The sequence below is a fragment of the Stenotrophomonas sp. YJH_SMC_14-1 genome (assembly GCF_059372275.1).
Genome location: NZ_JCAFVK010000002.1, coordinates 109,337 through 134,722 on the forward strand (window position 1 = coordinate 109,337; position 25,386 = coordinate 134,722).

The following is a 25,386-nucleotide window of genomic DNA, read 5'->3' on the forward strand; positions in this document are numbered from 1 at the left end:
GCCGACCTTGGTCGGCGCTCACTCCGCTACATCAGTGCCGAGGCGACCACCGATGCCTTTGCTCGAATCCTGTCCGACGTATCATCCTTCAGCGCTTCGATCAAGGAGACGACTTCTACTGCACCCTTCGTCGAGGCCATGCTCTTCAGGTAAGCAATCAACACATTTCTGTGTAGATCACTATTAAGCAACCTGCAGATGAAAGTCTCCAACCATTCTGGTGCCACGCGACGCATGTACGGAGTTGATTGGACAAGCGCGGAAATCAAAATCTCGCTGTCACTTGTCTCGACGAGATGAAGAAGCCCCCAGATGACTTCATGATGTGGAGTGTCATCGGCGAACATCGAGAAGAGGACTCCCAGCTCGCGATTGGCGAATTCCAGGCCTGATAGCGCCTGAACCGTCCGGTCAAATGCGGCAACTTCTTCTGAAGTAAGCATCATTCGCGAAGCCCGCAGCAGCTCGTCCAGAAGTTGGTCTTTCATCACAGCTTCGTTGGCGGAACCTGGCATTACTTGCACCGGAGCATCAGCGGAGTGGTATCCCACTGAACCAACAGCAGCAAGAGGTCGGCATGCCAGCCCGGCTCACTCCCCATCGTCAGGCGATTCGCAGTCTTCAACAATGGATGGGATCCACTTCGATTCGTCGTCTACTGGCTGTGGCAATCGCCCTTCAAGCCACTCAAGCACCTCATCAGGCTTGATGCCGGGTAGCGTCGATTCGATGCGCCAGCCCAGATACCAGCATGCGGGACCATTGAGATAGGGCGGTGGCGCCGTGGGCAGGAAGCGAGTGGGGAGAAGCTCCGACACAGAAAGCGTGTTGAGCACATACGCCAGCTCCTGCACCGCGCTCCACGCCAGCGGGTGTTCCAAGGCAAGCGAAAAGCCGACTGACCAAGTTCCATCGTCGCAGCGCTGCCAGTGGATGGGCCCGGACATCGCAGGAATCTTCTGCAGGTATGCCACCAGTTTTTTGAATTCACGGGGCTTGGCCATTATTTTCTTCCAGTTGCGGGCGACCGCAGATTTACTCGATCCGGCAGTCACAGTGTTACGAGGTGGCGACGCGGCCAACAGACCTTCAATGGACAGGTCTATCCGGCTGGGGCCTGATCCAAGATCGCCGCGCTCCGGTCCGACGTTGTATCTGAAGGCCCCGCGCGCCAGAAGGGGCAATCGCGACAGACCTGCTACCAAAGGCTTCCGCCTTGCTTCATCCCTGCTCACCTTTGTGCCTGAGTGGAACAGAGATCCGGCCTGACTTGACCCCAACTCCCGCCGTGACCAACATGCGCCATCACCGCTGATGGATCACCGCGATGTACCGCACCCTGGCCGTTGCATTGCTCTGCACGCTGTTTGCGATCCCACCCGTTTCGGCGCTTGAAACTGCCGGCGATCTTTCCAAGCAGCTCAGCACCCAGCTGCAGACCAACCGCGAGCGCTACGGCATTGCCGGCCAGGCGGTGCTGGTCGCCCACAACGGCCAGGTGCTGTACCAGGGCGCCAGCGGTGAACGTGATCCCGCTACCCATGCGCCCGCCACCGTCGAGACCATCTTCGCCGCGCAGTCGATGGCCAAGCTGCTGACCAGCACGCTGGTGATGCAGTTGGTCGACCAGGGCAAGGTGGATCTGGATGCACCGGCCAGCCGCTATGTGCCGGACCTGCCTGCAGTATGGCAGGCAATCCACGTGCGCGATTTCCTCAACCACAGCTCGGGTATCGGCGAGTACTACGACCGCGTGAACAACCGCTGGGTGAGCAAGGGCTACCCCGGTGTAGCCCCTGACCTTGGCGCTGCACTGAAGGTAGCCGGCGCGACACCGATGCAGTTCGCCACCGGCAGCCGCGTGCAGTACACCCAGGCCAACTACCTGGTGCTGACGGCGTTGCTGCAAGCGCACTACCGCAAGCCCTACCCGGCCATCGCGCGCGAACGCATCCTGCAGCCATTGAAGATGACCAGCACCTCGTGGGGCGGTGCCAGCGTGCCGGCCCGGCGCGCGGCGGTGCCGTACATCGGCAAGGATGGCCAACTGCAGCCCGCCAATGAAGATCCCTGGCCGGACTACGGCTGGGGCCATGCCGACCTGCAGACCACCGTGGGCGACATGAACCGTTTCCTGCAGGCGCTGGCGAGCGGCAAGCTGGTGCGCACGGCGACCCTGGAAAAGCTCTGGCAGCCGCAGAAGCTGGTCGGTGGCGGCAGCAATTTCTTCTCCACCGGTTGGGACACCACCCGAAGCGACGGCTACACCCAGGTAGGTCACGATGGTGGCACGAGTGTACGTGCGCGATTGGCCTACAAGGGCACGCTGGCCAACGGCTACTGGGTGTTCGTGTACCTGACCAACGGCAGCGCCCGCAATGTCTGGTCCAGCACGCTGGTGGAGAGCACGATGGCGGTGGTTGCGCCCGGGGAGTTTCCGCACGCTGTGCTGTCCGAGCGGCTGATCGGCTATGCGGTGGATGACAGCACCGATGCGAAACCGCGGATGCGTAGCTGGCTGCGCAACAGCAATGGCGTTCTCACCGATGAACTGGAACGTGCGATCAATGCCGATGGCTATGCCATCCGCGAGAGTCTGGGTGCCAGCAAGGCACTGAAAGTGTTCGCGCTCAACGCCGAGTTGTATCCGGATTCGGCCAATGTGTGGGACAGCCTGGCCGAGTGTCATGCGGCATTGGGCGAGAAGGAAGCAGCTGATCGGTTCTACGCAAAGTCGAAGACGATGACGAAACCCTCGCCATAAACCCTGCTGTAGAGCCGAGCCCATGCTCGGCTGCTCTTCGTCGCGATGGCAGACAACCCGCGCTGCGCGCGATCAGCCGAGCGTGGGCTCGGCTCTACAGGAACGCGGCGGGCGGCCGTACGCCGCCGATGGGTGACGTGGCGCCGTCGACCTGTTAACTTGCGCGACACCTTCGTGGTTTACAGCATTTCCGCATGTCGCTCTCGTCGTACCGCCCCATCCCCTCGCTGCTGTCTCTGACCGTTTCCCTTGGCCTCGCCTCCACTGCCGCTGCAGTCCCGCAGGCCACCACGCTGGATGCGGTGCAGGTCACCGCTGCTGGCGATGCCAGCGCGCAGGCGCGCGAGGCGCTGAAGCGCGTACCCGGCGCCAGCAACGTCATCGACGTGGCCAAGGCCGACAGCCGACTGTCCAGCAATGCCGATGTGCTGGCCTACCAGCCGGGTATCAGCGCGCAGTCGCCGGGCAACGAGGGCACCAAGATCTCGATCCGTGGCTCGGGCATCAACCGGGGCCCGGGCGCGCACGCCTCGGGTATTGCGGTGTCGATCGACGGCCTGCCACTGACCGGCCCGGGCGGCACGCCCTACGAGCTGCTGGAACCGCTGTGGCTGTCGCGCGTGGAAGTCCTGCGCGGCGCCAACGGCTTCGAGCGCGGTGCGTTGGCGCTGGGTGGTGCCATCGACTACGTCAGCCGCAGCGGTCGTGATTCGGCGGGCGTGCAGCTGCACTACGAAGCCGGCAGCCGTGGCTACCAGAAGCGCGGCATCAGCTGGGGCGGCGTCAGTGGTGATGTCGACTACTTCCTGGCCTACACCGATACCGAGTTCGACGGTTACCAGCGTCATTCGCGCGGCGACGGCAAGGGTGCGATGGCCAACATCGGCTGGCAGATCACGCCCGACCTGCAGACGCGCTTCTTCGTGCGCTATCGCGAAACCAATCATGAAACGCCCGGCCGCCTGACCCGCGACCAGATCCGTAACGATCCGCGTGCCGCGAATGCGGCCAACCTGGCCATCGATGCGCGTCGCCCGCAGCCGGGCAGCACCTGGGTGGGCAACGTCACCACGCTGCAGATCGATGAGGACTCCTCGTTGCAGGCCGGGCTGGTCTATCACAAGTACCCGATGGACTTGAACGAGAGCCTGTACCGGCAGCAGCTGGACTACGCCAACCTCAACGCCACGCTGGACTACCGCCGCCGCCACCGGCCGTTCGGCCTGGACAGCGAGACCACGGTCGGCCTGCGCGTCACCCACGATCTGGACGCCGATGTGCGCGAGTCTCTGCGCTTTGCCAGCAACGGCTATGCCGCCGGTACGCGCACGCGTGACTTCCGCCACCACGGCACCGACAGCACGCTGCACGCCAGCAATACCCTCACCTTCAATGACCGCCTGCGCATGCAGACCGGGCTGGCACTGATCAACACCCGTCGCGATGTGCAGGTGACCTGGCCGAGCAGCGGCGGCCGCCTTCGCGACCACGACTGGGACTACGCGCCGCGACTGGGCTTCACTTGGCAGCACAGCGCCCAGACCCAGTGGTTCGGCAACCTCAGCCGCTCGGTGGAGGCGCCACATCCATGGTCGATGATCTGGGGCTCGAACCAGTACTTCGGGCCAGGCAATGGCCCGTCCAGCGGCCGCCAGCGCGCGCCGGTGCCGATGCGGAACCAGACCGCCACCACGCTGGAACTGGGCGCGCGCGGTGACGCGGCGCTGGGCCGCTGGGAACTGACCGGCTACTACGCACACGTGAACCACGAACTGCTGAGCGTCGAACTGCAACCGGTGCCGAACCTGTTCATCGCCGAGAACAACGCCAGCCCCACCGTTCACCGCGGCATCGAGGCCGGATTGGACAGCACGCTGTGGCAGGCTGCACCGGGCCGCCTGTCGCTGCGCCAGGCGTATACCTTCAGCGATTTCCGCTATCGCCACGACGCGCGTTTCGGCAGCAACCGCCTGCCCGGCCTGCCGCGCCACGCCTACCAGGCCGAGCTGCGCTTCGATCATGCATCCGGCCTGTACGCCGCGCTCAATACCGAATACGCCTCGCGCATCGCCGTGAACTACGCCAACAGCTACTGGGCCGACAGCCACGTGATCTTCGGCAGCCGCATCGGCTACGACGCACCCGGTGGCCGCTGGCAGGCCTGGGCGGAGATGCGCAACCTCGGCAACCGCCACTACGCCGCCACGGTCACGCCGGGCTACGACGACGCAGGCAGGGATATTGCCCGCTCGACGCCGGGCGAAGGCCGTGGCATCTACACTGGTGTGCGTTTGCGGTTTGACTGATGACCGCAGGCGGCGCCGGGTGTGATCCGGCGCCGTCGTTCCAGGATCAGCCGATACGCCAGGCCGGCAGGCGCTCGCTGCGCTTCCAGATGGAAGGTGCGAAACCAATCAACGCCAGCGCCGCCAGCCACTTCGGTGAGGTGTTGAGCAGTGTCGAGGTAAGCGAACCATCGACGGGGGCGGCCATTTCCTGCCACGGGTTGTAGCCCAGGTAGACGACGCTGCCAGCCCACCACAGCAATGCCACACCGACACCCACCAGCAACAGAGCCAGCGTGCGGCAGGTCCATCGCTGCGAGGTGGTGCCCCACTCGCGGGACGCCGCTACCAGCAGGCCCACCACCAGCAGCGACACCAGTGCAACCAGCCCGATATCGACCTTGTGCCCGATACGCTCATAGCTGCAGGCGCGGCATCGCGCCTCTTCCGCGGCAGTGGCGGCTTCGGCGCCATCGGCCTGCCGGGCTGCGGGCTGCGCCAGTGCCGCAAACGGCATCAATACTGCCAGCAGCGTCACCATGATCCAACGAAACAACGTCCTGTTCCTGCGTGCAGCGACATCCATGCGCTCTTCCTCGTCAGTGGTTGTACGTCCAGGGCCGCAGCACACGGCCGTCCCATACGCCGCCCAGACCTCGTTCCGTGGGGGCGGCCATCCAGCGTCCTTGTTCCCGACGCAGTACGACAAGCTCCCGGTAGACGAAATCGCCGGAACACTAATCCCAGGCGACCGCGATCATAGCCCACTGCCCATCGACACTGAAAACGGGCCGGGTCAGATAGGCGACGTGGTCGTATGTCCGAATCGGCCCATGCACCGTTGCCCTGCACCCCTGCTCCCGCAGCGCTCGAAGCCCCGCGCCGTCCATCCGCTGCGCACCGGCCAATGCGCCCGCAGGTACTGGCGTGGACCGGCGATTGGCGGGAACCAGGTCCGCCTGCAGCTGCAATCGCAGCGCATGGATGTCCGGCGGCCACCGGTCGTCCAGCGGCAGGACCAGATCGTCCACCTCCTGGCAGGTCGAGGCACTGCTGCCCGCCCAGCAATAGGGCAAGGTCTGCTCCATCACGTAGATGTCCTCCCCCACCGGGTCGGTCAACTGCGGCTGCTCCTGCAGGCGCCATCGATCGACGCGCGTGGACGGCGTCTGCGGTGCGCTGGGCACCTTGCCGCCGCCAGCGATGCAATGCGTCGCCAGGCGATCCGTTGTTGGCAGTCACGGTTTGGCTTGAACGAGGTAGCTGTCATCACGACTTCGGCAACGCTGGCCACAGGCCCTGTCCAAAGCTCGTATAGCGGACAGGCTCCACTCGAACACGCTCCCAGCCGCCCTTCCTGCGATGCAGAAGGTAGAGGACACGCATCGCCGTTCCTCCACTGCACCGATCCGAGGCGACCGATGCCATTGCCCAGTTCCCGTCCAGGCTGAACACAGGACGCTGCAGATAGACAACGCCCAGATCCGGATTGCCCGGGCCACCCGTGCATCCCTCGATACCGCGCGCGCGCCGTTGCTGAAGCTCGTCCCACGTCATCCGTTGCGCCCGCACGTGTGCAAGCTCGAACGCGAGACCGGGTACCCGTGAAGCCCGACGGTTCGCAACCTGCAGCATCGACTCCAGATGCTGCTGCAATTGAAAGGACGCCGCACTGTCATCATCGCGCCACTCGACGACGCTGTGACGAACCTGGCAGACCGGGGCGGGATATCCTTCACCGCAGGAAGGCGCAGTCCATTCCATCACAGCGAATGGAATGTCGGGCTCCCAGCTGGGCGGCTCGAAGTGTGCTGGCGCGACGTCTTCCAACCGCACCGCTGCGGTCGCGAACCCACTGTTTCCGGCCAGCATCGGGGAGGAGACTCTCTTCATTGGAGTCGGTGGAACCGGCGGCTTTCCTGGCGGTGTCGGTCGCAGGTCGATGAGCTCTGCCATCACTTCGGCCTGCATCCGTGCCGTTCCCAGATTGATCGGCGGCGGGCCGACTTCCCGCCGCCACTGCGGGCGCACGCTGGCCATCAGCGCTACGACCGCAACCATCGATAGAACGACCGTTGTGGCCAGGGCGCGTTTCCGTGCAATGCGCTGTCGCATGAAGATCCTGGAAAAAGTGAAGCACAGAGGAAATCGCCCGGAATTGCAGTACTACCCGGCCAGCACTACCGCAATCGGGTAGCGCAGCGGCATTGCATCGACAGCGGCCGCGCACTGCAGACCCGAGGCATGGGAAACGGTGGCGCCGGTCAACGCGACGATCATGGCCACCGCGTGCGCGGCCAGCCGCACGCACGACTTCACTGCCGCGGCTCCTGGGCAACCTCAATGCACTGATGGAAAAATGGCGCAAGTTCTTCATGCCGCCGCCAGCGGGCGCGTGGCATTGCGGCCAGGGACCTCAGAAACCTGATACTGCATGCGGACATCCTTGCCGGGCACGCGTAGGCGGTGGTGGACGGATTCTAGCGCGATGGGGCCGTGGGTCCATCACCCACAGTCCGCACTGGCGCCGGCCTTGTACCCGCGCGCCGGCGGCTGGATTATGATTTTCCACCAGAAGAGCTATGCGCCACGGCATGCACGCCTCCCAGTTCACCCGCGCCACCGCGCTCGTGATGTTCGTTCCAATGATTGGCCTCGCCAGTTGGGGTTCGTGGTTTGGTAGCCGCTGCTTCAGCGATGGCTGCCTCGGCGTCCTGGTGGCATGGCTTGCCGCCGTGGCCACCTTTGCGATGCAGGCGTTGCTGGTGCTCCCGACGCATGCCTGGGCCCTCAAGCGGCAGGGATCCCCCGCCTCCCGCAGCTACCTGCGTTGGCTTGGCGCGTCGGCCATCGGTGCCTTCCTGCCCATCGTGCTCGGCTGGGGCTACCTGATGATCTTCCGATGACCTGCTGCGCGTCTTCCGCACACGTATAGCCAGATCAAGGAGGCGCGGCGGCCTTCAGCAACTGCGCTGCTACCCGATCAAACGGAGCGATGTCCTGCAGTGCGCGGCACATCGCCACGGCGCCTTCCACGCTGGCGATCACCAGGCTGGCCAGTCCATCCGCCGCCGCAGGTTCGTGGCCGTCGGCAATGAAGGCTGCGGCGAGATGCCGCTGCCAGCGCGCGAACACTTCGGCAGCGGCAACACGTGGCTGGCTGGGCACGGCCTCCACCGGCTCCTCCACTGCCGCGGCCAGCACCGGACAGCCCGCGCGGAACCCGGAACGCAGCAAGCGCTCGCGCCACATCGCCAGGAACTGCTGCAGACCCTGCACGGCCCCAACCTTCAACAACTCAACGAGGAGCGCCTCCACCTTGTCACCAGCCATGTGGGTGGCGCGCGCCAGCAGCTCCTGCTTGCCGCCGGGAAAGTGGTGATAGGTGGAACCCAGCGGCGCCTCGGCCAGCTTGGTCACCTCACGGATGCTGGTGGCATTGAGACCCACGCGCGCCAGCATCTGTGCCGCAGCATCAATCACGCGTTGTGGCGCATCAGAGGGGCGCGGGCTCACGGCAGGCTCCTTGCCAGGACGGTCGTCATAAATTAGCGTATCGGCGATTCTATAACAGTCGTCATAACCATGAATCTCTGGTTCCGCCTGCTCCACCTGCTGCTGTGCAGCCTGTTCCGGCCGAAGCTGGAGGCGCCGTTCGGGGTCTCGCGGCTGCAGTTCCGGGTACTGCCCAACGACCTGGACAGCAACCTGCACATGACCAACGGCCGCTACTGGAACATCTTCGATCTGGGCCGGCTGGACCTGATCCTGCGCATGGGCCTGGGCCGGGTGGCGCTGCGCGAGAAGTGGGCACCGATCGTCGGCGCCGGCACCATCCAGTTCCGCCGCGAACTCAAGCCGTTCCAGCGCTTCACCCTGGAAACACGCCTGGTCGGCTGGATCGGCTCGCGCGGCATCATGGAGCAGCGCGTGCTGATCGGGCCCGAGCAGAAGATCGCCACCCGTGCGCTGCTGGTCACCGGCATCTACGACCGTCGCGCGCGCCAGTTCCTGAGCATGCCGAGGATGATGGAAGCGATCGGCGTGGTTGCCCCGCCGTCGCCGCCGCTCAGTGCAGCCGCCGAGGCGCTGCTGGCGGCCGATGCGGCGTTGAAGCAGGACGACGCCTGAGCTTCAGATGGCGGCTATCTGCATGGGGTGATTTCCCCCGCGACGCTGGCGGCCCGCGCTGCAGTTGGATGTCGCACCCGATCGGCATAGCCGATCCGCTGGTGATCAGTTTCCATGCTCCAACGCGCGTTTGACCGCTGCCTCGGCCAACGGCGCCATCACCGCATAGCCCTTCGCCGTCGGATGCACGCCATCCTCGGCCAGCTGCGGATCGAGTCCTCCGGCGGCATTGACCATCGGCGTGTAGTAGTCCAGATAGACCAGCTGCTGCGCATCGGCATAGCGCTTCAATGCCGTGTTCAATGCGCGCACCTTGGGCGCAGGTGCCGTGCCCGGCAGCCACGGGTAATCGCTGACCGGCAGCACCGATGCCAGCACCACGGCGATGCCATGTGCACGCGCCAGGTCCACCATCGCGTGCAGGTTGTCTTCGATCATCGCCTGCGTGGACGGGCCGGTGTTGCCGGCAATGTCGTTGGTGCCGGCCAGGATCACCACCACCTGTGGCTTCAGTGCCAGCACGTCCTGCGGGAAGCGCACCAGCATCTGCGCCGTGGTCTGGCCGCTGATGCCGCGGTTGAGCCAGCCCTTGCCGGGGAAGAATCCAGCGCTGCCTTCCGCACCCCAGCCTTCGGTGATCGAGTCGCCGAAGAACACCACGCGCGGCTGGCCCGGCACGGCCGCAGGCAGTCGCGCGTTGGCATCACGATAGCGCTGCAACTCCGGAAAATCGGCCAGGCGCTGCTGCATGAAACGAACCTCGTCGGGGCGCAACTGGTCGATGGGCGTCTGCAGCAGCGGATTGACTGCGACGACTTCGGCGGCACCCAGCGGAGAAGCCAACGCGAGACCCAACGTCACGACGGTTGCAGCGGCAAGCTCAACAGGTCCACGCATGCGGGTACTCCTGAAATCATCTTGCGCAGTCTAACGCCCTGCCCTGTGCTCAGCGTGCAGCCGTACGCGCCGCTACACCCGTGACTTTCGCCGGCATCCACATGCCCGGCGTCCAGCCGCTGGCGGCCAGGATCGTTTTCGGGTTGTCCTGCTGGATCAGCGCACGCACCGCATCACGCTTCTCCTTGGCCTGCAGGTAATAGGCCTTGGCGATGCGGTAACCCACCCAGTACCCCAGGTCGTAGGGTTCCTGCGAGCCAGGCTTGTAGTTGTACAGCCACGGCGACAGATCGGTGCTGTCCAGATCCAGCGCGAACGCGCTTTCGATATGCACTTCCCGGCCACGGGTCCAGGCCGCGTGACGCCCATTGCCGACGTTGCCGGAAATCAGCTCGGTGATGAATTCGGCGATGCCTTCGCCCAACGACACGCGCAGCACCGTGGCACGCGGGTCACCCGGCTCGAAGTCGATCAGGCCGGTCTGCTGGATGTGCACGTATTCGTGTGCGATCACGTGCACGAAGCGATCCTGCACATTGGCATGCATGAAGTCGGCCGCGCACAGCGCTTCCAGACCAATGATCACGCCGCTTTTAGAGGTCAGCCCGACCGGCCGGCCGCGGCCCACCGCGATGGTCACCGGCGGGAACCGGGTCTGCGGGTAGATCGCCTGCAGGTTGGAAAACACCTGTACCAACCGTTGCTTCACCGCGGGCAGTTCGGCCAGGCAGTTTCGTCCCTGTGCATACAGCTCGGGCTGGCTGGCGATGGACTCGGCAATGCGTTCGGGAGTGACCCGGCGCGCCTTGGCCAGTTCGGCCAGGCCGGCCGAACCCTCGGCCAGGTATCCACGCAGCTGCGCAACGCCGGGCTTGCCGCCAGCGCTGTCATAAAGTGCATAGAAACGGTTGACATCCTCGGTGAGGATCTGCGGCCCTGCCGGTACCGCTGCGGTGGCCACGCCTACCGCCCCGGCACAGGCCAGGGCCAACAGGCCGCGCAGGATCATGAACATCGCTCCGTCCTTGGTGGAGTGCATGCGAAGCGCGCAATCTATCACTCCGCCCGGCCCACTGCAGCAGGCGGATGCGGGCGCACCGGCGCTGTGCCAGACTCGCTTCGGCACCTGCCATGGAAGATGGAGCACCGCACGATGATGATCGTTCCCGCGTACTGGGCCGAAGCCCGCCTGCAGGCCCGTTTCCGTGGCCGGCCGGTGGTCGTTCGCCGCTTCGGCTGGTCCGACGAAGGCTCTGCCGAGGCGCAGATGCACGCCGATCGCCGCGCCAACGAAGCCCTCAATGCCATCCTCGCCGGGCAGGCGCTGCCGCGACGCGAAGTGCGCAGCAACTACGGCGTGGAGGGCGTGCCGATCCGCGAGCAGATCGTGCAGCGCGACGGCGACGTCATCATCACCCGCAACAGCTACGGTGCGCTGTGCCTGAACACCCCGGACGTGCTGTTCGCCGACATCGATCATGCGCAGCCACCTGCCGGTTGCGTGATGCCTGCAATCATCGCTGCAGTGCTGCTGTTCGCTGGCGCCATCATCGGCACTCTGCTCTGGCACTGGCTGGTGGGACTGGTGCTGGGGGTGGCAGCGGTGCTGCTGGTCAACACGGCGATGCTGATGCAGCGCAAGCGGCGCCTGGCCGCGGCCGGTGGCGCCGAAGGCATGGCCCTGCAGCGGGTCGCGGCCTTCAGCGAACAGCATCCGGACTGGCATCTGCGTGCGTACCGCACGCCGGCTGGATTGCGCGTGCTGGCCATGCATGCCACGTTCCTGCCCGAAGACGAGCAGCTGCAGGCGTTCTTCAGAACGCTGGGCGCCGACACCCTGTACGCGCGCATGTGCCGGCTGCAGCACTGCTTCCGTGCGCGCCTGACACCAAAGCCGTGGCGCGTTGGCCTGAGGTACCGCATCCGTCCGCCGGTGGCCGCGTGGTCAGCCGAGCAGGCCAACAACCCGGATCGCCTGGCCTGGATTGCCGAGTACGAAAAGAAGAGTGCCGGCTTCGCCGCGTGCGCCTACCTGCGCAGTTTCGGTGATACCACGCGCATCCATGCCAAGGCCGAGCACGTGCGCGAACTGCACGACCGGTTGGCGCATGCGCAGGACCGCCTGCCGTTGGCGTGAGCTCGGGTGCTCAATCAGCGCTCTGCACGAACGGCTGCCCTGCCAGGGTAGTGCCCAGCCGCAGCGCAATCTGCTGTTCACCCTTCTCGAAGGTCGTCGCGCACTGCTTCCCGCCCTTCTGGCACCCCACTTCCGGAAAGCCCTCCAGCGATTCCGGCGCGCCCTGCGCCGGCTTCACCTGCCATCCCGCAGCATCCAGCAGGCGCTTGGCCTTGGCGTAGGGCATGCCGGCGATGATCCCCAGCTGCGCCAGCTCGGTGGGCAGCGACTGGGCATGGGCGTTTGAAACCAGGACCAACGACAACGTTGCAGCAAGAACGATGGCTTTCATTGCACCGACCCGGGACGAACTCACAGGGTCAGCCTAGCCCAACTGCGTGGCATGCGAATGTGCCGGTAACACGTCGTTACCGAGTCTCCACAGTTGATTGCAGAGCACGTGCGGCTGGTTACAGCCGAGCGTGGGCTCGGCGCTACAGCAGGATGCAGGAAGGCCACCCGGAGGTGGCCTTCCTGTTCCACTACTTGGCGTTCTTCACGTAGGTGTCGAACCAGTTCAGCATTTCCGATACCAGCTGCTCGTTCGACTCCAGCGCGGTGTACCAGTGCGGCTCGTTCGGCAGCATCACCAGGCGGGTGGTACCGCCGTTGCCGCGGATCGCCTGGTACAGCTTGCGCGACTGGAACGGCTCGGTGCCCGGGTTGGCGTCGTCCTCGCCGTGGACCAGCAGCAGCGGCAGCTTGATCTTGTCGGCATAGAAGAAAGGCGAGGCCTTCAGGTACACGTCCTGCGCCTGCCAGACCGAGCGGCGTTCGTTCTGGAAGCCGAACGGGGTGAAGGTCTTGTTGTACGAACCACTGGTCGCCACGCCGGCCTTGAACAGCTTGGTGTGCGCGATCAGGTTGGCGGTCATCAGGCCACCGTGGCTGTGACCGGTCACGCCGATGCGGTTGCGGTCGACCACGCCCATGTCCACGGCCTTGTCCACCGCCGCCTTGGCATCGGCTTCCAGCTGCTCCAGATAAGTGTCGTACGCGTTCTTCGGGTCGCCGACGATCGGGAACGAGGCGTTGTCGATGATCGCGTAGCCGGCCAGCAGCATCAGGCGGTACGGCTGCAGACGGGTGAAGGTCTGCTGCGAACCGGACACCTGGCCGGCCTGCGCGGCATTGGCGAAGTCGGCCGGGTACGCATACAGGATCGCCGGCACGCGCTGGCCTTCCTTGTAGCCCGGCGGCGTGTACAGGGTGAACGACAGGTCCACGCCATCGGCACGCTTGTAGGTCACCAGCTGCTTCTTGATCTGGCGCACCTCCGGGGTCGGGTCGACCAGCCTGGTCAGCGCGGTCGCGGTGGACGCGAACTGCGCCTCGCCGGTCTTCGCATCAGCCACTGCCTCACCCTGCTGGCGGATGAAGGCATTCGGGGGATCGATCACCGACTGGTGCCAGGTCAGGTAGCGCCCCGGCGTGCTGCTGAAACCGAGGAACTGTTCGTAGGCGTCGGCACTGCTGCGGAACAGGCGCTCGCTCTTCAGGGTGCCCAGGTCCAGGCGGTCCAGGAACGGACGGTCGCCCTGCGGCGACGCGCCACGGCCGCTGAGGAACACATGGTTGCCCTCACGGCGCACCACCTGCGCGCCATTCGGCAGGCGGGTAAAGACCAGGTTGCCGGGGTTGCCATACAGCTCGTCGCTGGACATGTCCCACAGCAGGCGGCCTTCCTTCTTCGGCTGGTCCACATCGACGATGCGGGTCTGCATCCAGTGGCGGTTCTCGTCGTTCTCGTACTGGAACGCCACGGCCGGATCGGCGGTCCACGCGAAGCCCTCAAATCGCTGCGCGGTACGGGTGATTTCGGTCGGCTTGCCGTTGAACGGGGCCTTCAGCATCAGCACGCGGTCGCGGTGCGGCACGTTGACCTTCCAGTCGCCCTTGTCCAGTGCCTCGGCATAGACCAGGGTGGCCGGATCGGTGGCACGCCAGTCGAAGCCACGCGGGCCTTCCGGCACGCCATGCACCGGCACGCGGTCGGCCAACGGCAGGCTGGCAATCGGCGTGGATTTGCCGCTGGCGATGTCCAGCACGGCCACGTCGTTGGCGAAGCGCTGGTAGGTCACCGCATGCGAGTACGGCGCCTTGATCGATTCGGTCAGCACGTGCACGCCATCGGGTGCGGCGCTGACGTCGTTGAACAGCGCCGGCTGCCCGACCGGACGCACGCTGTTGGCGGCGGTATCGACCACGGCCAGCTGCGAGGCACCGTAATAAGCGAACAGCTTCTCGTCATGCACGCTGGTCAGCGTGTCGCGGGCTTCGTAGGTGCTGCTCTCGCCACTGCTGCCCAGCGACTCCTGTGCATCCGGGCCAGTCGGTACGCCGCCGTTGGACGGTGCCGGGCCCTGGTTGGCCGGCACCAGCTTCACCAGCAGGTTCTGGCTGCCGCCCAGCCACTGCACGGTGTTGCCGAAGATCGGATTCAGCTGCACATTCGGCACCTGCTTCACCTGCCCGGTAGCCGCATCGCCCACCCACAGCTGCACGCTGGTATCGACCGCATTCTGGAAGGCGAAATGGCTGCCATCGGCCGACCACAGCGCGCCGGTGGCGCAGCCCTGCGGCAGGTTGACCTTGGTCTCCTTGCCGCTGCCGATGTCGACCAGGGTGAAATCGGCCACGCAGGCCGGAATGCCGTAGCCACCTGGCGTGTCATGGCGGCTGCGGTTCTTCGGCTCCAAGCGCACGCCAGCCAGCTTCAGATAGGGCTGGGCGACGCGGCTGATTGACGGGTAGGTCTGCGCGGTGGTCAGCAGCAGGCGCTGCCCGCCCGGGGCCACGTTCGGCGCCGGCGGCGGCGGCGCCTTCAGCACCTTGAGCAGGTGTTCCGGCGGCTTCGCGTAATCAGCGAAAGCCGGTCCAGCGGCCAGCAGGCCGACGGTGGCAACGGCAACAGCCGCCGCCAGAGAGGTTCGACGGATGAGCATCCTTATCCCCTGGAGTGTGAATGGGCGCCCGGAATCGGGCATGGACCCGAATCTAGCACCGCAGGGGTTGTCGTGAATGGGCCGGAAGGACTAGTGGCCGGATGGGGCAAAGTGAGCCAAGCCCGGCAGGCCGGCAACGGGCCGGCATCTGCCGGGCGTGGCCTGGCACTACTGCTGCGCGTGCAGGTCCCAGGTGGCCAGGTAATCGGGATCGACCACGATCATGCCGCTGGTGCGCATGCGGTACTCGCCGGGCTCGGCTGGTTGGTACTGGTCCAGCATCGGCGGCAGATAGCGCTCGTGGCCATCATTCTCGTCGGCCAGCACCACGCCCTCGTCGGCGCTGATGCGCAACACCGTGCCGGCGTACTGCTCCAGCCCCTTCACCTGGCCGTCGCCGCCATAGCGGGTGACCCCGACCAGGACGACCTTGCCGATCATTTCTTCCGCCTTGGCATCGTCCAAGGTCGGCAGAATGGGAGTGAATTCGTCGCTCATCGGTGCACCTCCGTAGCCTGCAGGACATCGTGGATGAGGTTTCCGCTTCGCAGTGCGCGTCGCTGGCAGCCGAGCAGGTACCCAGCCTGGAGCCTCTGCATCGAGAGTGCCAGTACGCCCATGAACCCAAGGGTTCCTGTAGCAGGATGCTGCCATCGCAGGCGGAAGGGACAGGTGAAGGCCGAAATCGGTCCTCGCCGGTCAGAGGGTTGCGCCTGCACCCACGCTAGAATGCACGCATGCGCACCGTACATGCCCTCCGCTACATCACGCCCTTGCGGGAAGGTGGCTCCCTGCCGGCCGTGGTCGAGACCGACGACGACGGCATGGCCGTGCTGAAGTTTCGTGGCGCCGGCCAGGGCCCGAAAGCGTTGATCGCCGAGCTGATCGCCGGCGAGATGGCACGCACGCTGGGCCTGCCGATTCCGGAAATCCTGTTCGTCGAGCTGGACCGCGAGTTCGCCCGCACCGAGCCCGACCCGGAAATCCAGGAGCTGATCCGCGCCAGCGAAGGCCTGAACCTGGGCCTGGACTACCTGCCCGGTGCGATCAATTACGATCCGGCGGCAATGCCGGTGGATGCAGACCTGGCCTCGCGCATCGTCTGGTTCGATGCGTTCACCAGCAATGTCGATCGCACCACGCGGAACCCGAACCTGATGGTGTGGCATCGAAAGCTGTACCTGATCGATCACGGTGCGGCCATGTACTTCCATCACGACTGGGCCAACGCCGGCGATGCGTGCGAAAAGCCGTTCGTGCTGATCCGCGACCATGTGCTGCTGTCGTTCGCCAGTCGCATCGCCGAGGTGGATGCCGAGCTGGCCGCGCGCCTGACTGATGCCGAGATCGAGCGCATCGTCGGCCTGGTGCCGGACAGCTGGCTGGTCAACGAGCCGGCGTTCGACAGCCCCCAAGCCTACCGCCAGGGTTACATCGATTATCTCAAGCACCGCCTGAAAGTGCGTGCGGTGTTCGTGCAGGAGGCCATCCGTGCCCACGCTGCACACGTATGACTACGCGATCATCCGCGTGGTACCGCGGGTGGAACGCGAGGAGTTCATCAACGTCGGGGTGATCGTCTCCTGCCCTGGCGCGCGCCATCTGGAAGCGGCCATCGAGATCGATCCTGCGCGCCTGCAGGCCTTCGCGCCGGCGCTGGACCAGGAGGCGCTGCAACCATGGCTGGATGCGATCGTGGCCATCTGCCGCGGCGACGCCAGCGCCGGGCCCATCGCGCAACTGCCCGCGCGTGCCCGCTTCCACTTCCTTACCGCCAAGCGCAGCTCGATCGTGCAGATGTCGAGCACGCATGTGGGCCGCACGGCGGACCCTGCGGGTGTGGTGGAACACTTGATGACGAAGATGGTGCGGGTACCGGCACCTAGCGCGTAGCGGCGACTGGTAGAGTCGACTGTTAGTCGATTAACGCACGCAGTGCGGGCTCTTCGGCGGCATTGAGAAAGGCAGTCGACTAACAGTCGACTCTACCGGGTCGACTCTACCCGGTCGGTTCCATCACCATGCGCGTTCGCCTGCCAACTCAAGCTCGCTCAACGGCCAGCGGCACCATCCATACGGATGGTCACCGATCTGCGCGGCAAGACCGGCTCGAACGGGATTTGCCAGAATGTAGCAAGGGTGCCTGTGCAGCGACGCGTCACTGCGGATCGCATGATCGTGATAACCCGCCTGCCAGATTGCACCCTGGCTCCCTCGCCGCCGGTTGATTGGAAAGCTGCTGCGCGCCTTGAAGCGCTGCACGCAGTAGCCCAGCGAATGGCCACGTAGTTGAGCCAGCCAGTGGATGTGATCCGGCATGATCACCCAGGTAAACGATGCAGTCAGGCCTTCCCGATCCATCGATCCGAGGAGCTGCATGGCAAGGTCGGCATTGGCAGGGCTATCGAAAACGCGATGGCGGTTCCGGCACACCATGGTGATGGTGTAGACGTTGCCGACTATGGATCGGCGGCCGGCAAGCAGTTGAGGGCTGGGCATGAGTTCGAGAATGCCCGCCAGGATGGATGCTCGACATCGGTTCACTGCCAACGTCAGGATCAGGGACCATCTCGATGCAGCGTCCGGGGATGTGGAGTCGGCTCTACCCGGCCGGTTTTACCCCGTCGGCCTACCTGGGCAACGCAAACGCCATCACGTAATCGCCGTTCGGGGTTTCCATGAAATGGTGGCCGCCAGCCATGATCACCACGTACTGGCGCCCGCCCTGCTCGTACACCATCGGGTTGGCCTGGCCGCCGGCAGGCAGCTTGGCGTGCCACAGTTCCTTGCCGGTCTTCAGATCGATGGCACGCAGCAGGTCATCGGTGGCGGCGGCGATGAAGATCAGGCCGCTGGCGGTCACTACCGAACCGCCGTTGTTCGGCGTGCCGATCTCGATCGGCAGACCGGAACGGATGCCGAACGGTCCGTTGCCGCGCGCACTGCCAAACGGTCGGTCCCACAGCAGCTTGCCGGTGCGCAGGTCGATGGCACGGATACCGCCATAGGGCGGCTGCTTGCACAGCAGGCCGGTGAACGGCAGCCGCCAGCCGGCGTTGACCTGGATGGCGTAGGGCGTACCCACCTGCGGGTCGCCCGCGCCTTCGGCACCGCCCTTGTCGAACCGGACCTTCTCGCGTGGCAGCCAGCCCAGCCGGTCGGCCTCCGCGCGAGGCACCAGCCGGTTGTAGTTGGGCATGTCGTTGTAGTTGGCCACGATCACGCCGCGGCGCGTATCGATGGATACGCTGCCCCAGTCCGAGCCGCCGTTGTAGCCGGGGTACTCGATGGAATGGCGCTCGCTGCTCGGCGGCGTGTAGAACCCTTCGTAGTACGCCTTGCGGAACTGGATGCGGCAGACCAGCTGGTCAATCGGGGTGATGCCCCACATGTCACGCTCGGTCAGGTCATGTTCGCGGCGCAGCGTGTGGTACAGCGAAAACAGCTGGGTGGGAGAACGCTGCTCGGGTTCGACGCCGCCGACCGGCACCTTGCGCTCTTCGGCGGCGGTCAGGAGCTGGCCGTTGCGGCGATCAAGGATGTACATGTCGCCCTGTTTGGTCGGCAGCAGGATCGCCGGCACCTTGCCCGCCGCCGTCGGGTAGTCGATCAGGCTGGCCTGCGACCCCAGGTCGTAGTCCCACACATCCTTGCGCACTGCCTGGAAATGCCAGACCGGCTTGCCGGTGGCCACGTCGATCGCCACCAGCGAGGTCGCGTAGCGGTTCTGGTTCTCCGTGCGCGAACCACTCCAATAGTCTCCCGCGGCATTGCCCAGCGGCAGGTAGACCAGGCCCAGCGCCTCATCACCGGTGGCCGTGGTCCACATGTTGGGCGTGCCCCGCGTGTAGGTCTGCTCGCGCGGCGGCAGGCCGCTGCGCTCGGGCTGGTCCATGTCCCACGCCCAGCGCAGCTTGCCGGTGATGGCGTCGTACGCCTGGATCACGCCCGACGGCGCATCGCGGCGCTGCCCATCCAGCACCTGGTGGCCGGTCACGATCACGCCGCGCACGATGGCCGGCGGCGAGTTGATCGACACGTAACCGGGTGGCACCTCGCCCATGCCCAGGGTGATGTCGACCTGGCCGTTGTTGCCGAAGTTGGCGCAGGGATGGCCGCTGTCCGCGTCCACCGCGATGATGCGACCATCCAGCGTGCCTTCGATGATGCGCGCCCAGCACGCCGGTCGACTGCCCGGTGCAGCACTGCGGGTGACAGTGGGCGGCGGCTCCGGCAGGGCCAGATCGGCAGCGACATCGGCCAATGCCGCGTCGGCAAGGGTCGGCGTGCTGGGCTGCTCGTAATAGCTCACACCACGACAGGCAGCGGTATAGGGAATCGAAGCATCCTTCACCTTTGGATCGAACCGCCACAGTTCCTTGCCGCTGGCAGCATCAAGCGCGATCAGGCGGTTGCGTGCGGTGCACAGGTACAGGCGGTCGCCGACCTTCAGCGGCGTGGTTTCGGCACCCCAGCGCTTCTTCGGCATATCCCCGGTACGGAACTGCCAGGCCGGTTGCAACGTGGCCACATTGGCCGGGGTGATCTGCTGCAGCGGCGAATAGCGGGTGCCGGCATTGCTGCGGCCCCACGCCGGCCAGTCGCCCTCGGCGGGCTGGTCAGCCGGCTGCAGGCCCGTGGTATCCCGCGTAGGTTCCAGTCCGGCGCTGACTGCGCCATCCGGGAACGGCAGGTGCCCGTCCACTTCCCCATGCGGGGCAAAGGCCAGGCCGAAGGCGGCCACGAACACAAGCATCAGCACGCCCGCCACGCTGCGCGACAGGCGTTTTGAAACCGGCTCGCGCAGCGTCGGCGACAGCAGCGCCAGCACGATGCCGAGCGCGGTCACCAGCCCGAGCCGCGGTACCCAGCGCCAGTAGTCGCTGCCCGATTCCCACCAGGTCCACAGCAGCGTGCCGATGAACACCAGCGCATACAGCAGCGCGCCGCTGCGGCGGTTGCCGAACAACAGGATTCCGCTGGCCAGCAGGCCGAGCCCGGCGATGGCGTAGTACGCCGAGCCGCCAAGGCTGAGCAGCCACGCACCGAGGCCACCGATAACCAGGCCGAGCACGACCAGCAGCAGCGACAGCACGGTGACGAGGGGATGCCGGGAGGCGCGGACGGGAGCAGGAGCGGACTGCGGCGTGGCGGACATCGTCGATCTCCGGGGGCAGCATGCGCCGTTATCCCACCGCCTGCGTGAAGCGCGCGCGTATGCGTGGCATCCGGATACGACGACGCCGGCACAGGGCCGGCGTCGTCGGGTACCTCAGGCTCGCGGCAGGATCACTCCTGCGCGGCGTCCTCGCTGCTGGCAGCAGCCGGTGCGCCGTCGGCCGTGGCCGGGGCGGCGGCAGCCACCTCGTCCTCGTCCTCGTCGATCGAGGCATCCATGCGCTCCACCGCCTGCAGCTTCTCGTCCTTGGAGAGGCGGATCAGGGTCACGCCCTGGGTGTTGCGGCCGACACGGCTGATTTCCGAGCCACGTGTACGCACCAGGGTGCCGCCATCGGAGATCAGCAGGACTTCGTCGCTGGAGCCCATCAGCACCGCGGCGACCAGCTTGCCGTTGCGCTCGGTGGTCTGGATGCCGATCACGCCCTGCGTACCACGGCCCTTGCGCGGGTAGTCCGGCAGCGGGGTGCGCTTGCCATAGCCGTTCTCGGTGGCGGTCAGGATGTACTGCACGCTGGCGTCGTCAGCGCCGTCGATCACCGCATCGCCATTGGCCGCGGCTTCTTCGACACCGTTGTCGTCCTCGTTCTCGTCCTCGATGCCACCGGCACTTTCGGCCACGATCAGGCTGACCACTTCCTCGCCGGCCGGCATCTTGATGCCCCGCACGCCGGTGGCGGTACGGCCCATCGAGCGGACCTTGTCCTCGCCGAAGCGCACGGTCTTGCCGTTGGAGGCGAACAGCAGGATGTCGCGCTGGCCGTCGGTCAGGCCGACGCCGACCAGTGCGTCGCCCTCGTCCAGGTTGATCGCGATCTTGCCGCGGGCCAGACGGAAGGCGAACTCGCCCAGCGGGGTCTTCTTGACCGTACCGTTCTTCGTGGCGAAGAACACGAACTGGCCATCGGCGTACTCGCGTACCGGCAGCACGGCCTGCACGCGCTCGCCGGGTTCCAGCGGGATCCAGTTGATGATCGGACGGCCACGGGCGTTGGAACCGGCTTCGGGCAGCTGGTAGACCGGCAGCCAGAACACCTTGCCCGAACTGGTGAAGGTCAGCAGCGTGTCATGCGTGTTGACCAGCCACAGCTGTTCGATGAAATCCTCTTCCTTGGTCGCCGCCGCACTACGGCCACGACCACCACGGCGCTGCGCGCGGTACACGCTCACCGGCTGGCGCTTCACGTAACCGGCATGCGACACGGTGACCACCACGTCTTCCGGCGCGATCAGGTCGAGGATGTCCAGGTCTTCTTCGCTGTGGCGGATCTCGGTACGACGCTCGTCGCCGAATTCGGCCTTCACACTGACCAGCTCTTCGCGGATCACCTGCAGCAGGCGGTCGGGATCTTCCAGGATGTGGATCAGCCCGGCGATCACTTCCAGCAGCTGCTTGTACTCATCGGTCAGGCGGTCCTGCTCCAGCCCGGTCAGGCGGTGCAGGCGCATTTCCAGGATCTGGGTAGCCTGGATCTCGGTCAGCTGGTAGCCGCCCTCGATCAGGCCCACGCCCTTGGGCAGGTCTTCCGGGCGCGAGGCTTCGGCGCCGGCGGCACCCAGCATCGCACCGACCAGGCCCGGCTCCCACACGCGGGCCAGCATGCGCTCGCGTGCTTCGTTCGGGTTCGGCGAGGTCTTGATCAGTTCGATCATCTCGTCGATGTTGGCCAGCGCGACGGTCAGGCCTTCCAGCACGTGGGCACGGGCGCGCGCCTTGCGCAGCTCGAACACGGTACGGCGGGTGACCACTTCGCGACGGTGGCGGACGAACGCCTCCAGCATCTGCTTGAGGTTCATCAACTGCGGGCGGCCATCGACCAGCGCCACCATGTTGATGCCGAATACCGATTCCATCTGCGTCTGCTGGTACAGGTTGTTCAGCACAACCTCGGCAGATTCACCGCGCTTGATCTCGATGTAGATGCGCATGCCGTCCTTGTCGGACTCATCGCGCAGCTCGCTGATGCCTTCGATCTTCTTTTCCTTGACCAGCTCGGCGATCTTCTCGATCAGACGCGCCTTGTTCACCTGGTAAGGAATTTCAGTGACGATGATCGATTCGCGGCCGTTGTCGGCCACTTCGATATCGGCCTTGGCACGGATGCGCACGCGGCCACGGCCGGTGCGGTAGCCGGCGACGATGCCGGCGGTGCCGTTGATGATGCCGGCGGTCGGGAAATCCGGGCCCGGGATGTACTCCATCAGGCCGTCGACGTCGATTTCCGGGTTGTCGATCAGCGCGATGCAGGCGTTGATCGATTCGCTCAGGTTGTGCGGCGGGATGTTGGTCGCCATGCCCACCGCGATACCGGCCGAACCGTTGACCAGCAGGTTCGGGAACCGGGTCGGCATGACCGTCGGCTCCAGTTCCTTTTCGTCGTAGTTGGGCTGGAAATCGACGGTTTCCTTGTCGATGTCCGCCATCAGCTCATGCGCCAGGCGCGACATGCGCGCTTCGGTGTATCGCATTGCCGCGGCGGAGTCGCCATCGATGGAGCCGAAGTTACCCTGGCCATCGACCAGCATGTAACGCAGCGAGAACGGCTGTGCCAGGCGCACCAGCGTGTCGTACACCGACTGATCGCCATGCGGGTGGTACTTACCGATGACGTCACCGACGATACGCGCCGACTTGAAGTAGGGCTTGTTGCTGTGCGCGTTGAGTTCATTCATCGCGAACAGCACGCGGCGATGCACCGGCTTGAGGCCGTCGCGCGCATCCGGGAGCGCGCGGCCCACGATCACGCTCATGGCGTAATCGAGGTAGCTCTTGCGCATCTCGTCTTCCAGGTTGACCTGGATGATTTCCTTGGCGGTTTCTGCCATTCGGGTTCCGTTGTCTGGTAGCGGTCCAGTCCGGCGCAGCCCCCTGCGGGAGGGGGTCGTGCCGGAACCTCGATTCAACCTGCGGATATTACCACAACAGGCCGTTTTCCGCCTCCCTTTACGGGTATTTTACCTGCACAAATCAGGAACTTAGGGGGTTGCCGGCCCGCGGCCGGCACCACCGGGGCGGAGGTCACGCGGCCCCTCCCCCCGCGCGTCAGCCGCCGAAGGCGGCGCGCATGTTCTCCGGGGTCGGGTTCAGGATCACGCCGCGCTCGGTCACGATGGCGTCGATCAGCTCACCCGGGGTGACGTCGAATACCGGGTTCCAGGCAGCGATGCCCTCTGCCACCGTGCGGGTGCCGCCCACGCCGTACAGCTCGCCCGGATCGCGCTGCTCGATCTCGATCTGGCTGCCGTCCACGGTCTCCATGTCCACCGTCGAGGACGGCGCCACGACCATGAACTTCACGCCGTGATGGCGGGCGGCGATGGCCAGCTGGTAGGTCCCGATCTTGTTGGCGGTATCGCCGTTGGCGCAGATGCGGTCGGCACCGACGATCACCCACTGCACAGCGCCGGTCTTCATCAGGTGCGAGGCGGCCGAATCGGCGATCAGCGTGGCGTCAATGCCATCCTGCTGCAGCTCCCACACGGTCAGGCGCGCGCCCTGCAGCCACGGACGGGTCTCGCCAGCGAACACGCGGGCAATGCGGTGCTGGGCCATGCCGGCGCGGATCACGCCCAGCGCGGTGCCGAAGCCGGCGGTGGCCAGCGAGCCGGTGTTGCAGTGGGTCAGCACGCCGCTGCCGGCTTCGATCAGGCCTGCGCCCAGCGCGCCCATGTGGCGATTGGCGGCCAGGTCTTCCTCGGCGATGGCCTGCGCTTCGGCCTCCAGCTTCGCCTTCCAGTCAGCACCGGCGGCATGCAGGCAACGGCGCATGCGCGCCAGCGCCCAGGCCAGATTGACGGCAGTCGGACGCGAAGCGTTCAGACGCTGCAGCGCCGGTTCCAGCTGCTGCAGCGCGTGCGCACCGTCTGCAGCCTGCACGTCACGTGCGGCCAGCACCACGCCCCAGGCGGCGGCGATGCCGATGGCCGGCGCACCGCGCACGGTCAACGCGTGAATGGCTGCAGCCACTTCGTCACTGTCATGGCAGACCACATGCTCGACCACGAACGGCAGCTTGCGCTGGTCCAGCAGTTGCAGGGCATCGCCGGTCCACAGGATCGGGCGGATATGGTCGTAACGGGCGTAGTCGATGTCGGAGGCAGTGTTCATGGGCCCATTGTAGGGCCACGCCCCCCGGGGTTGGAGCCCGCCCGGGCTCAATTCACCGAGAACTCGGCGCGGCAGCCACCGTCCACCCAGATGCCGTTGCGGTTCCAGCCCCAGGTACTGCCTTCCACGCACGGGGTGCTGGACAACTGTTCGGTGACGACGGCGCCGACCGAAATGCTCGCGCCGCAGAAACGGCGCTTCTTCGACTTCGATTCACAGGTCAGCCGGCGTGGTACGTCAACGAATCGGCCGTCCTCGTCAGCCACTTCGAAATCCCCCTGGCAACCGCGGCTGGTCCAGACTTCATTGCGCTTGTAGCCCCAGCCCTGCCCTTCGCGGCATGGCAGCGCCGACAGCTGGCGCAGCAGGCGCACTGGCGCGCCATCCAGGCGCACCGGGCAGCTCTGCGGGCGACCATTGGATTCACAACGCACCACGCGGCGGACCAGGCGCTTGCCCTCGCTGGCTACCGGTGCGCCAACCGCAGCGCGGCGTGCGCGGAACTCGGCGCGGCAGCCCAGCGTGACCCACACGCCACTGCGGTCGGTGCCCCATTCGCTGCCACGGATGCAACTGCTGTTGGAAAGCTGGCGCACCAGGTCGACGCCGTTGCTGACATCGATATCGCAATGCACCCAGCCCATGTCGCGTGATTCGCAGGTCACCACTTCACCGTCGTAGCCGGCCTGCTGGGCAGATGCCGATGACGGCAGCCAGGCACCCCAGAGCGCGATGGAGTAAACCGGTGCAGCGACAACCGCAAACCACTTGACCAAAGCCTTCCCCAGCAGGAATGGATGAACTGCGTGCCAGTGTCCGGCATCTGCCGTGATAAAAGCATCATCCTGCTTACCGAAGCAAGCGCGGAATCGCGGAATTCCGTTCAGTCTTTGACGTTCAGG

Annotated in this window: 24 protein-coding genes; 7 read left to right on the forward strand and 17 right to left on the reverse strand. The window is 65.7% G+C overall.

From position 1 onward, the window contains the following. Positions 1-26: 26 nt before the first annotated feature. The gene (locus AC5P9P_RS05505) at positions 27-488 is read right to left on the reverse strand and encodes an Imm30 family immunity protein (protein ID WP_495227200.1); all 462 of its coding nucleotides are present in this window, start codon (positions 486-488) and stop codon (positions 27-29) included. 102 nt (positions 489-590) lie between these two features. Beyond that, positions 591-1,004 (reverse strand): hypothetical protein, encoded by a 414-nt coding sequence (locus AC5P9P_RS05510; RefSeq protein ID WP_188239404.1) that lies wholly within the window; start codon positions 1,002-1,004, stop codon positions 591-593. Positions 1,005-1,327: 323 nt separating this feature from the next. Here AC5P9P_RS05510 and AC5P9P_RS05515 point away from each other — a divergent pair, with 323 nt between their 5' ends. Then, complete coding sequence (locus AC5P9P_RS05515; RefSeq protein ID WP_495227199.1) at positions 1,328-2,764, forward strand: serine hydrolase domain-containing protein; 1,437 nt, start codon at positions 1,328-1,330, stop codon at positions 2,762-2,764. A gap of 194 nt (positions 2,765-2,958) precedes the next feature. After that, a complete protein-coding gene (locus AC5P9P_RS05520; protein WP_495232637.1) occupies positions 2,959-5,070 on the forward strand; it encodes a TonB-dependent receptor family protein in 2,112 nt (703 codons plus the stop codon). A 46-nt stretch (positions 5,071-5,116) separates the two neighbouring features. Here the strand turns inward: AC5P9P_RS05520 and AC5P9P_RS05525 are convergent, their stop codons facing one another. From AC5P9P_RS05525 to AC5P9P_RS05540, 4 genes are all read right to left on the reverse strand, one after another. After that, on the reverse strand, positions 5,117-5,635 hold the full coding sequence (locus AC5P9P_RS05525; protein WP_049403096.1) for a hypothetical protein: 519 nt from the start codon (positions 5,633-5,635) through the stop codon (positions 5,117-5,119). A gap of 151 nt (positions 5,636-5,786) precedes the next feature. Further along, positions 5,787-6,236 carry a hypothetical protein gene (locus tag AC5P9P_RS05530; RefSeq protein WP_322535165.1) on the reverse strand — a complete coding sequence of 150 codons (450 nt, stop codon included), beginning with the start codon at positions 6,234-6,236 and terminating at the stop codon, positions 5,787-5,789. A gap of 82 nt (positions 6,237-6,318) precedes the next feature. Then, the gene (locus tag AC5P9P_RS05535) at positions 6,319-7,164 is read right to left on the reverse strand and encodes an energy transducer TonB (RefSeq protein WP_184013595.1); all 846 of its coding nucleotides are present in this window, start codon (positions 7,162-7,164) and stop codon (positions 6,319-6,321) included. 51 nt (positions 7,165-7,215) lie between these two features. After that, positions 7,216-7,368 carry a hypothetical protein gene (locus AC5P9P_RS05540; protein WP_161770769.1) on the reverse strand — a complete coding sequence of 51 codons (153 nt, stop codon included), beginning with the start codon at positions 7,366-7,368 and terminating at the stop codon, positions 7,216-7,218. 275 nt (positions 7,369-7,643) lie between these two features. Here AC5P9P_RS05540 and AC5P9P_RS05545 point away from each other — a divergent pair, with 275 nt between their 5' ends. Further along, positions 7,644-7,955, forward strand: coding sequence for a hypothetical protein (locus AC5P9P_RS05545; protein WP_239501095.1), 312 nt, complete (start codon positions 7,644-7,646; stop codon positions 7,953-7,955). A 34-nt stretch (positions 7,956-7,989) separates the two neighbouring features. Here the strand turns inward: AC5P9P_RS05545 and AC5P9P_RS05550 are convergent, their stop codons facing one another. Then, the gene (locus AC5P9P_RS05550) at positions 7,990-8,565 is read right to left on the reverse strand and encodes a TetR/AcrR family transcriptional regulator (RefSeq protein ID WP_184013596.1); all 576 of its coding nucleotides are present in this window, start codon (positions 8,563-8,565) and stop codon (positions 7,990-7,992) included. Positions 8,566-8,634: 69 nt separating this feature from the next. Between AC5P9P_RS05550 and AC5P9P_RS05555 the strand changes: the two genes are divergently transcribed. Further along, complete coding sequence (locus AC5P9P_RS05555) at positions 8,635-9,180, forward strand: thioesterase family protein (RefSeq protein WP_049403099.1); 546 nt, start codon at positions 8,635-8,637, stop codon at positions 9,178-9,180. A gap of 105 nt (positions 9,181-9,285) precedes the next feature. Here the strand turns inward: AC5P9P_RS05555 and AC5P9P_RS05560 are convergent, their stop codons facing one another. Further along, positions 9,286-10,077 carry an SGNH/GDSL hydrolase family protein gene (locus tag AC5P9P_RS05560; RefSeq protein ID WP_111188237.1) on the reverse strand — a complete coding sequence of 264 codons (792 nt, stop codon included), beginning with the start codon at positions 10,075-10,077 and terminating at the stop codon, positions 9,286-9,288. A gap of 49 nt (positions 10,078-10,126) precedes the next feature. Next, complete coding sequence (locus tag AC5P9P_RS05565; protein WP_322535179.1) at positions 10,127-11,092, reverse strand: DUF2268 domain-containing putative Zn-dependent protease; 966 nt, start codon at positions 11,090-11,092, stop codon at positions 10,127-10,129. A 138-nt stretch (positions 11,093-11,230) separates the two neighbouring features. On the opposite strand from AC5P9P_RS05565, the gene AC5P9P_RS05570 reads away from it, so the two are divergent. Beyond that, positions 11,231-12,214, forward strand: coding sequence for a hypothetical protein (locus AC5P9P_RS05570; RefSeq protein ID WP_322535169.1), 984 nt, complete (start codon positions 11,231-11,233; stop codon positions 12,212-12,214). A gap of 10 nt (positions 12,215-12,224) precedes the next feature. Here AC5P9P_RS05570 and AC5P9P_RS05575 read toward each other — a convergent pair whose 3' ends face one another. The 3 genes from AC5P9P_RS05575 to AC5P9P_RS05585 form a co-directional block, all read right to left on the reverse strand. After that, entirely contained in the window at positions 12,225-12,545 is a 321-nt protein-coding gene (locus tag AC5P9P_RS05575; RefSeq protein WP_164208665.1) for a hypothetical protein, read from the reverse strand. A 190-nt stretch (positions 12,546-12,735) separates the two neighbouring features. After that, positions 12,736-15,198 (reverse strand): S9 family peptidase, encoded by a 2,463-nt coding sequence (locus AC5P9P_RS05580; RefSeq protein ID WP_495232638.1) that lies wholly within the window; start codon positions 15,196-15,198, stop codon positions 12,736-12,738. A gap of 168 nt (positions 15,199-15,366) precedes the next feature. Then, complete coding sequence (locus tag AC5P9P_RS05585; RefSeq protein WP_005413891.1) at positions 15,367-15,696, reverse strand: hypothetical protein; 330 nt, start codon at positions 15,694-15,696, stop codon at positions 15,367-15,369. Between the two features lie 239 nt (positions 15,697-15,935). On the opposite strand from AC5P9P_RS05585, the gene AC5P9P_RS05590 reads away from it, so the two are divergent. Both AC5P9P_RS05590 and AC5P9P_RS05595 read left to right on the forward strand, forming a co-directional pair. Further along, positions 15,936-16,712, forward strand: coding sequence for a HipA family kinase (locus AC5P9P_RS05590; RefSeq protein ID WP_021202746.1), 777 nt, complete (start codon positions 15,936-15,938; stop codon positions 16,710-16,712). Beyond that, on the forward strand, positions 16,690-17,091 hold the full coding sequence (locus tag AC5P9P_RS05595) for a DUF3037 domain-containing protein (RefSeq protein WP_049403103.1): 402 nt from the start codon (positions 16,690-16,692) through the stop codon (positions 17,089-17,091). Before AC5P9P_RS05590 ends, AC5P9P_RS05595 begins: the two co-directional genes overlap by 23 nt. Before the next feature lie 123 nt (positions 17,092-17,214). Here the strand turns inward: AC5P9P_RS05595 and AC5P9P_RS05600 are convergent, their stop codons facing one another. The 5 genes from AC5P9P_RS05600 to AC5P9P_RS05620 form a co-directional block, all read right to left on the reverse strand. Continuing rightward, the gene (locus AC5P9P_RS05600; protein WP_495232707.1) at positions 17,215-17,697 is read right to left on the reverse strand and encodes an REP-associated tyrosine transposase; all 483 of its coding nucleotides are present in this window, start codon (positions 17,695-17,697) and stop codon (positions 17,215-17,217) included. Between the two features lie 130 nt (positions 17,698-17,827). Continuing rightward, positions 17,828-20,356 carry a membrane-bound PQQ-dependent dehydrogenase, glucose/quinate/shikimate family gene (locus AC5P9P_RS05605; RefSeq protein WP_495232639.1) on the reverse strand — a complete coding sequence of 843 codons (2,529 nt, stop codon included), beginning with the start codon at positions 20,354-20,356 and terminating at the stop codon, positions 17,828-17,830. Between the two features lie 131 nt (positions 20,357-20,487). Beyond that, positions 20,488-23,202 (reverse strand): DNA gyrase subunit A, encoded by a 2,715-nt coding sequence (gyrA, locus tag AC5P9P_RS05610; RefSeq protein WP_049403106.1) that lies wholly within the window; start codon positions 23,200-23,202, stop codon positions 20,488-20,490. 217 nt (positions 23,203-23,419) lie between these two features. Then, the gene (gene mtnA / locus AC5P9P_RS05615; protein WP_049403107.1) at positions 23,420-24,484 is read right to left on the reverse strand and encodes an S-methyl-5-thioribose-1-phosphate isomerase; all 1,065 of its coding nucleotides are present in this window, start codon (positions 24,482-24,484) and stop codon (positions 23,420-23,422) included. Between the two features lie 47 nt (positions 24,485-24,531). Further along, positions 24,532-25,260: a DUF3011 domain-containing protein gene (locus AC5P9P_RS05620; RefSeq protein WP_049403108.1), complete on the reverse strand. Its 729-nt coding sequence runs from the start codon at positions 25,258-25,260 to the stop codon at positions 24,532-24,534. Positions 25,261-25,386: the final 126 nt, after the last annotated feature.

Coding starts and splice junctions, on each gene's coding strand:
- AC5P9P_RS05505 (WP_495227200.1), bottom strand. CDS start 488: ATGAAAGACCAACTTCTGGACGAGCTGCTGCGGGCTTCGCGAATGATG.
- AC5P9P_RS05510 (WP_188239404.1), bottom strand. CDS start 1,004: ATGGCCAAGCCCCGTGAATTCAAAAAACTGGTGGCATACCTGCAGAAG.
- AC5P9P_RS05515 (WP_495227199.1), top strand. CDS start 1,328: ATGTACCGCACCCTGGCCGTTGCATTGCTCTGCACGCTGTTTGCGATC.
- AC5P9P_RS05520 (WP_495232637.1), top strand. CDS start 2,959: ATGTCGCTCTCGTCGTACCGCCCCATCCCCTCGCTGCTGTCTCTGACC.
- AC5P9P_RS05525 (WP_049403096.1), bottom strand. CDS start 5,635: ATGGATGTCGCTGCACGCAGGAACAGGACGTTGTTTCGTTGGATCATG.
- AC5P9P_RS05535 (WP_184013595.1), bottom strand. CDS start 7,164: ATGCGACAGCGCATTGCACGGAAACGCGCCCTGGCCACAACGGTCGTT.
- AC5P9P_RS05545 (WP_239501095.1), top strand. CDS start 7,644: ATGCACGCCTCCCAGTTCACCCGCGCCACCGCGCTCGTGATGTTCGTT.
- AC5P9P_RS05555 (WP_049403099.1), top strand. CDS start 8,635: ATGAATCTCTGGTTCCGCCTGCTCCACCTGCTGCTGTGCAGCCTGTTC.
- AC5P9P_RS05560 (WP_111188237.1), bottom strand. CDS start 10,077: ATGCGTGGACCTGTTGAGCTTGCCGCTGCAACCGTCGTGACGTTGGGT.
- AC5P9P_RS05565 (WP_322535179.1), bottom strand. CDS start 11,092: ATGTTCATGATCCTGCGCGGCCTGTTGGCCCTGGCCTGTGCCGGGGCG.
- AC5P9P_RS05570 (WP_322535169.1), top strand. CDS start 11,231: ATGATGATCGTTCCCGCGTACTGGGCCGAAGCCCGCCTGCAGGCCCGT.
- AC5P9P_RS05575 (WP_164208665.1), bottom strand. CDS start 12,545: ATGAAAGCCATCGTTCTTGCTGCAACGTTGTCGTTGGTCCTGGTTTCA.
- AC5P9P_RS05580 (WP_495232638.1), bottom strand. CDS start 15,198: ATGCTCATCCGTCGAACCTCTCTGGCGGCGGCTGTTGCCGTTGCCACC.
- AC5P9P_RS05585 (WP_005413891.1), bottom strand. CDS start 15,696: ATGAGCGACGAATTCACTCCCATTCTGCCGACCTTGGACGATGCCAAG.
- AC5P9P_RS05590 (WP_021202746.1), top strand. CDS start 15,936: ATGCGCACCGTACATGCCCTCCGCTACATCACGCCCTTGCGGGAAGGT.
- AC5P9P_RS05600 (WP_495232707.1), bottom strand. CDS start 17,697: ATGCCCAGCCCTCAACTGCTTGCCGGCCGCCGATCCATAGTCGGCAAC.
- AC5P9P_RS05605 (WP_495232639.1), bottom strand. CDS start 20,356: ATGTCCGCCACGCCGCAGTCCGCTCCTGCTCCCGTCCGCGCCTCCCGG.
- gyrA (WP_049403106.1), bottom strand. CDS start 23,202: ATGGCAGAAACCGCCAAGGAAATCATCCAGGTCAACCTGGAAGACGAG.
- mtnA (WP_049403107.1), bottom strand. CDS start 24,484: ATGAACACTGCCTCCGACATCGACTACGCCCGTTACGACCATATCCGC.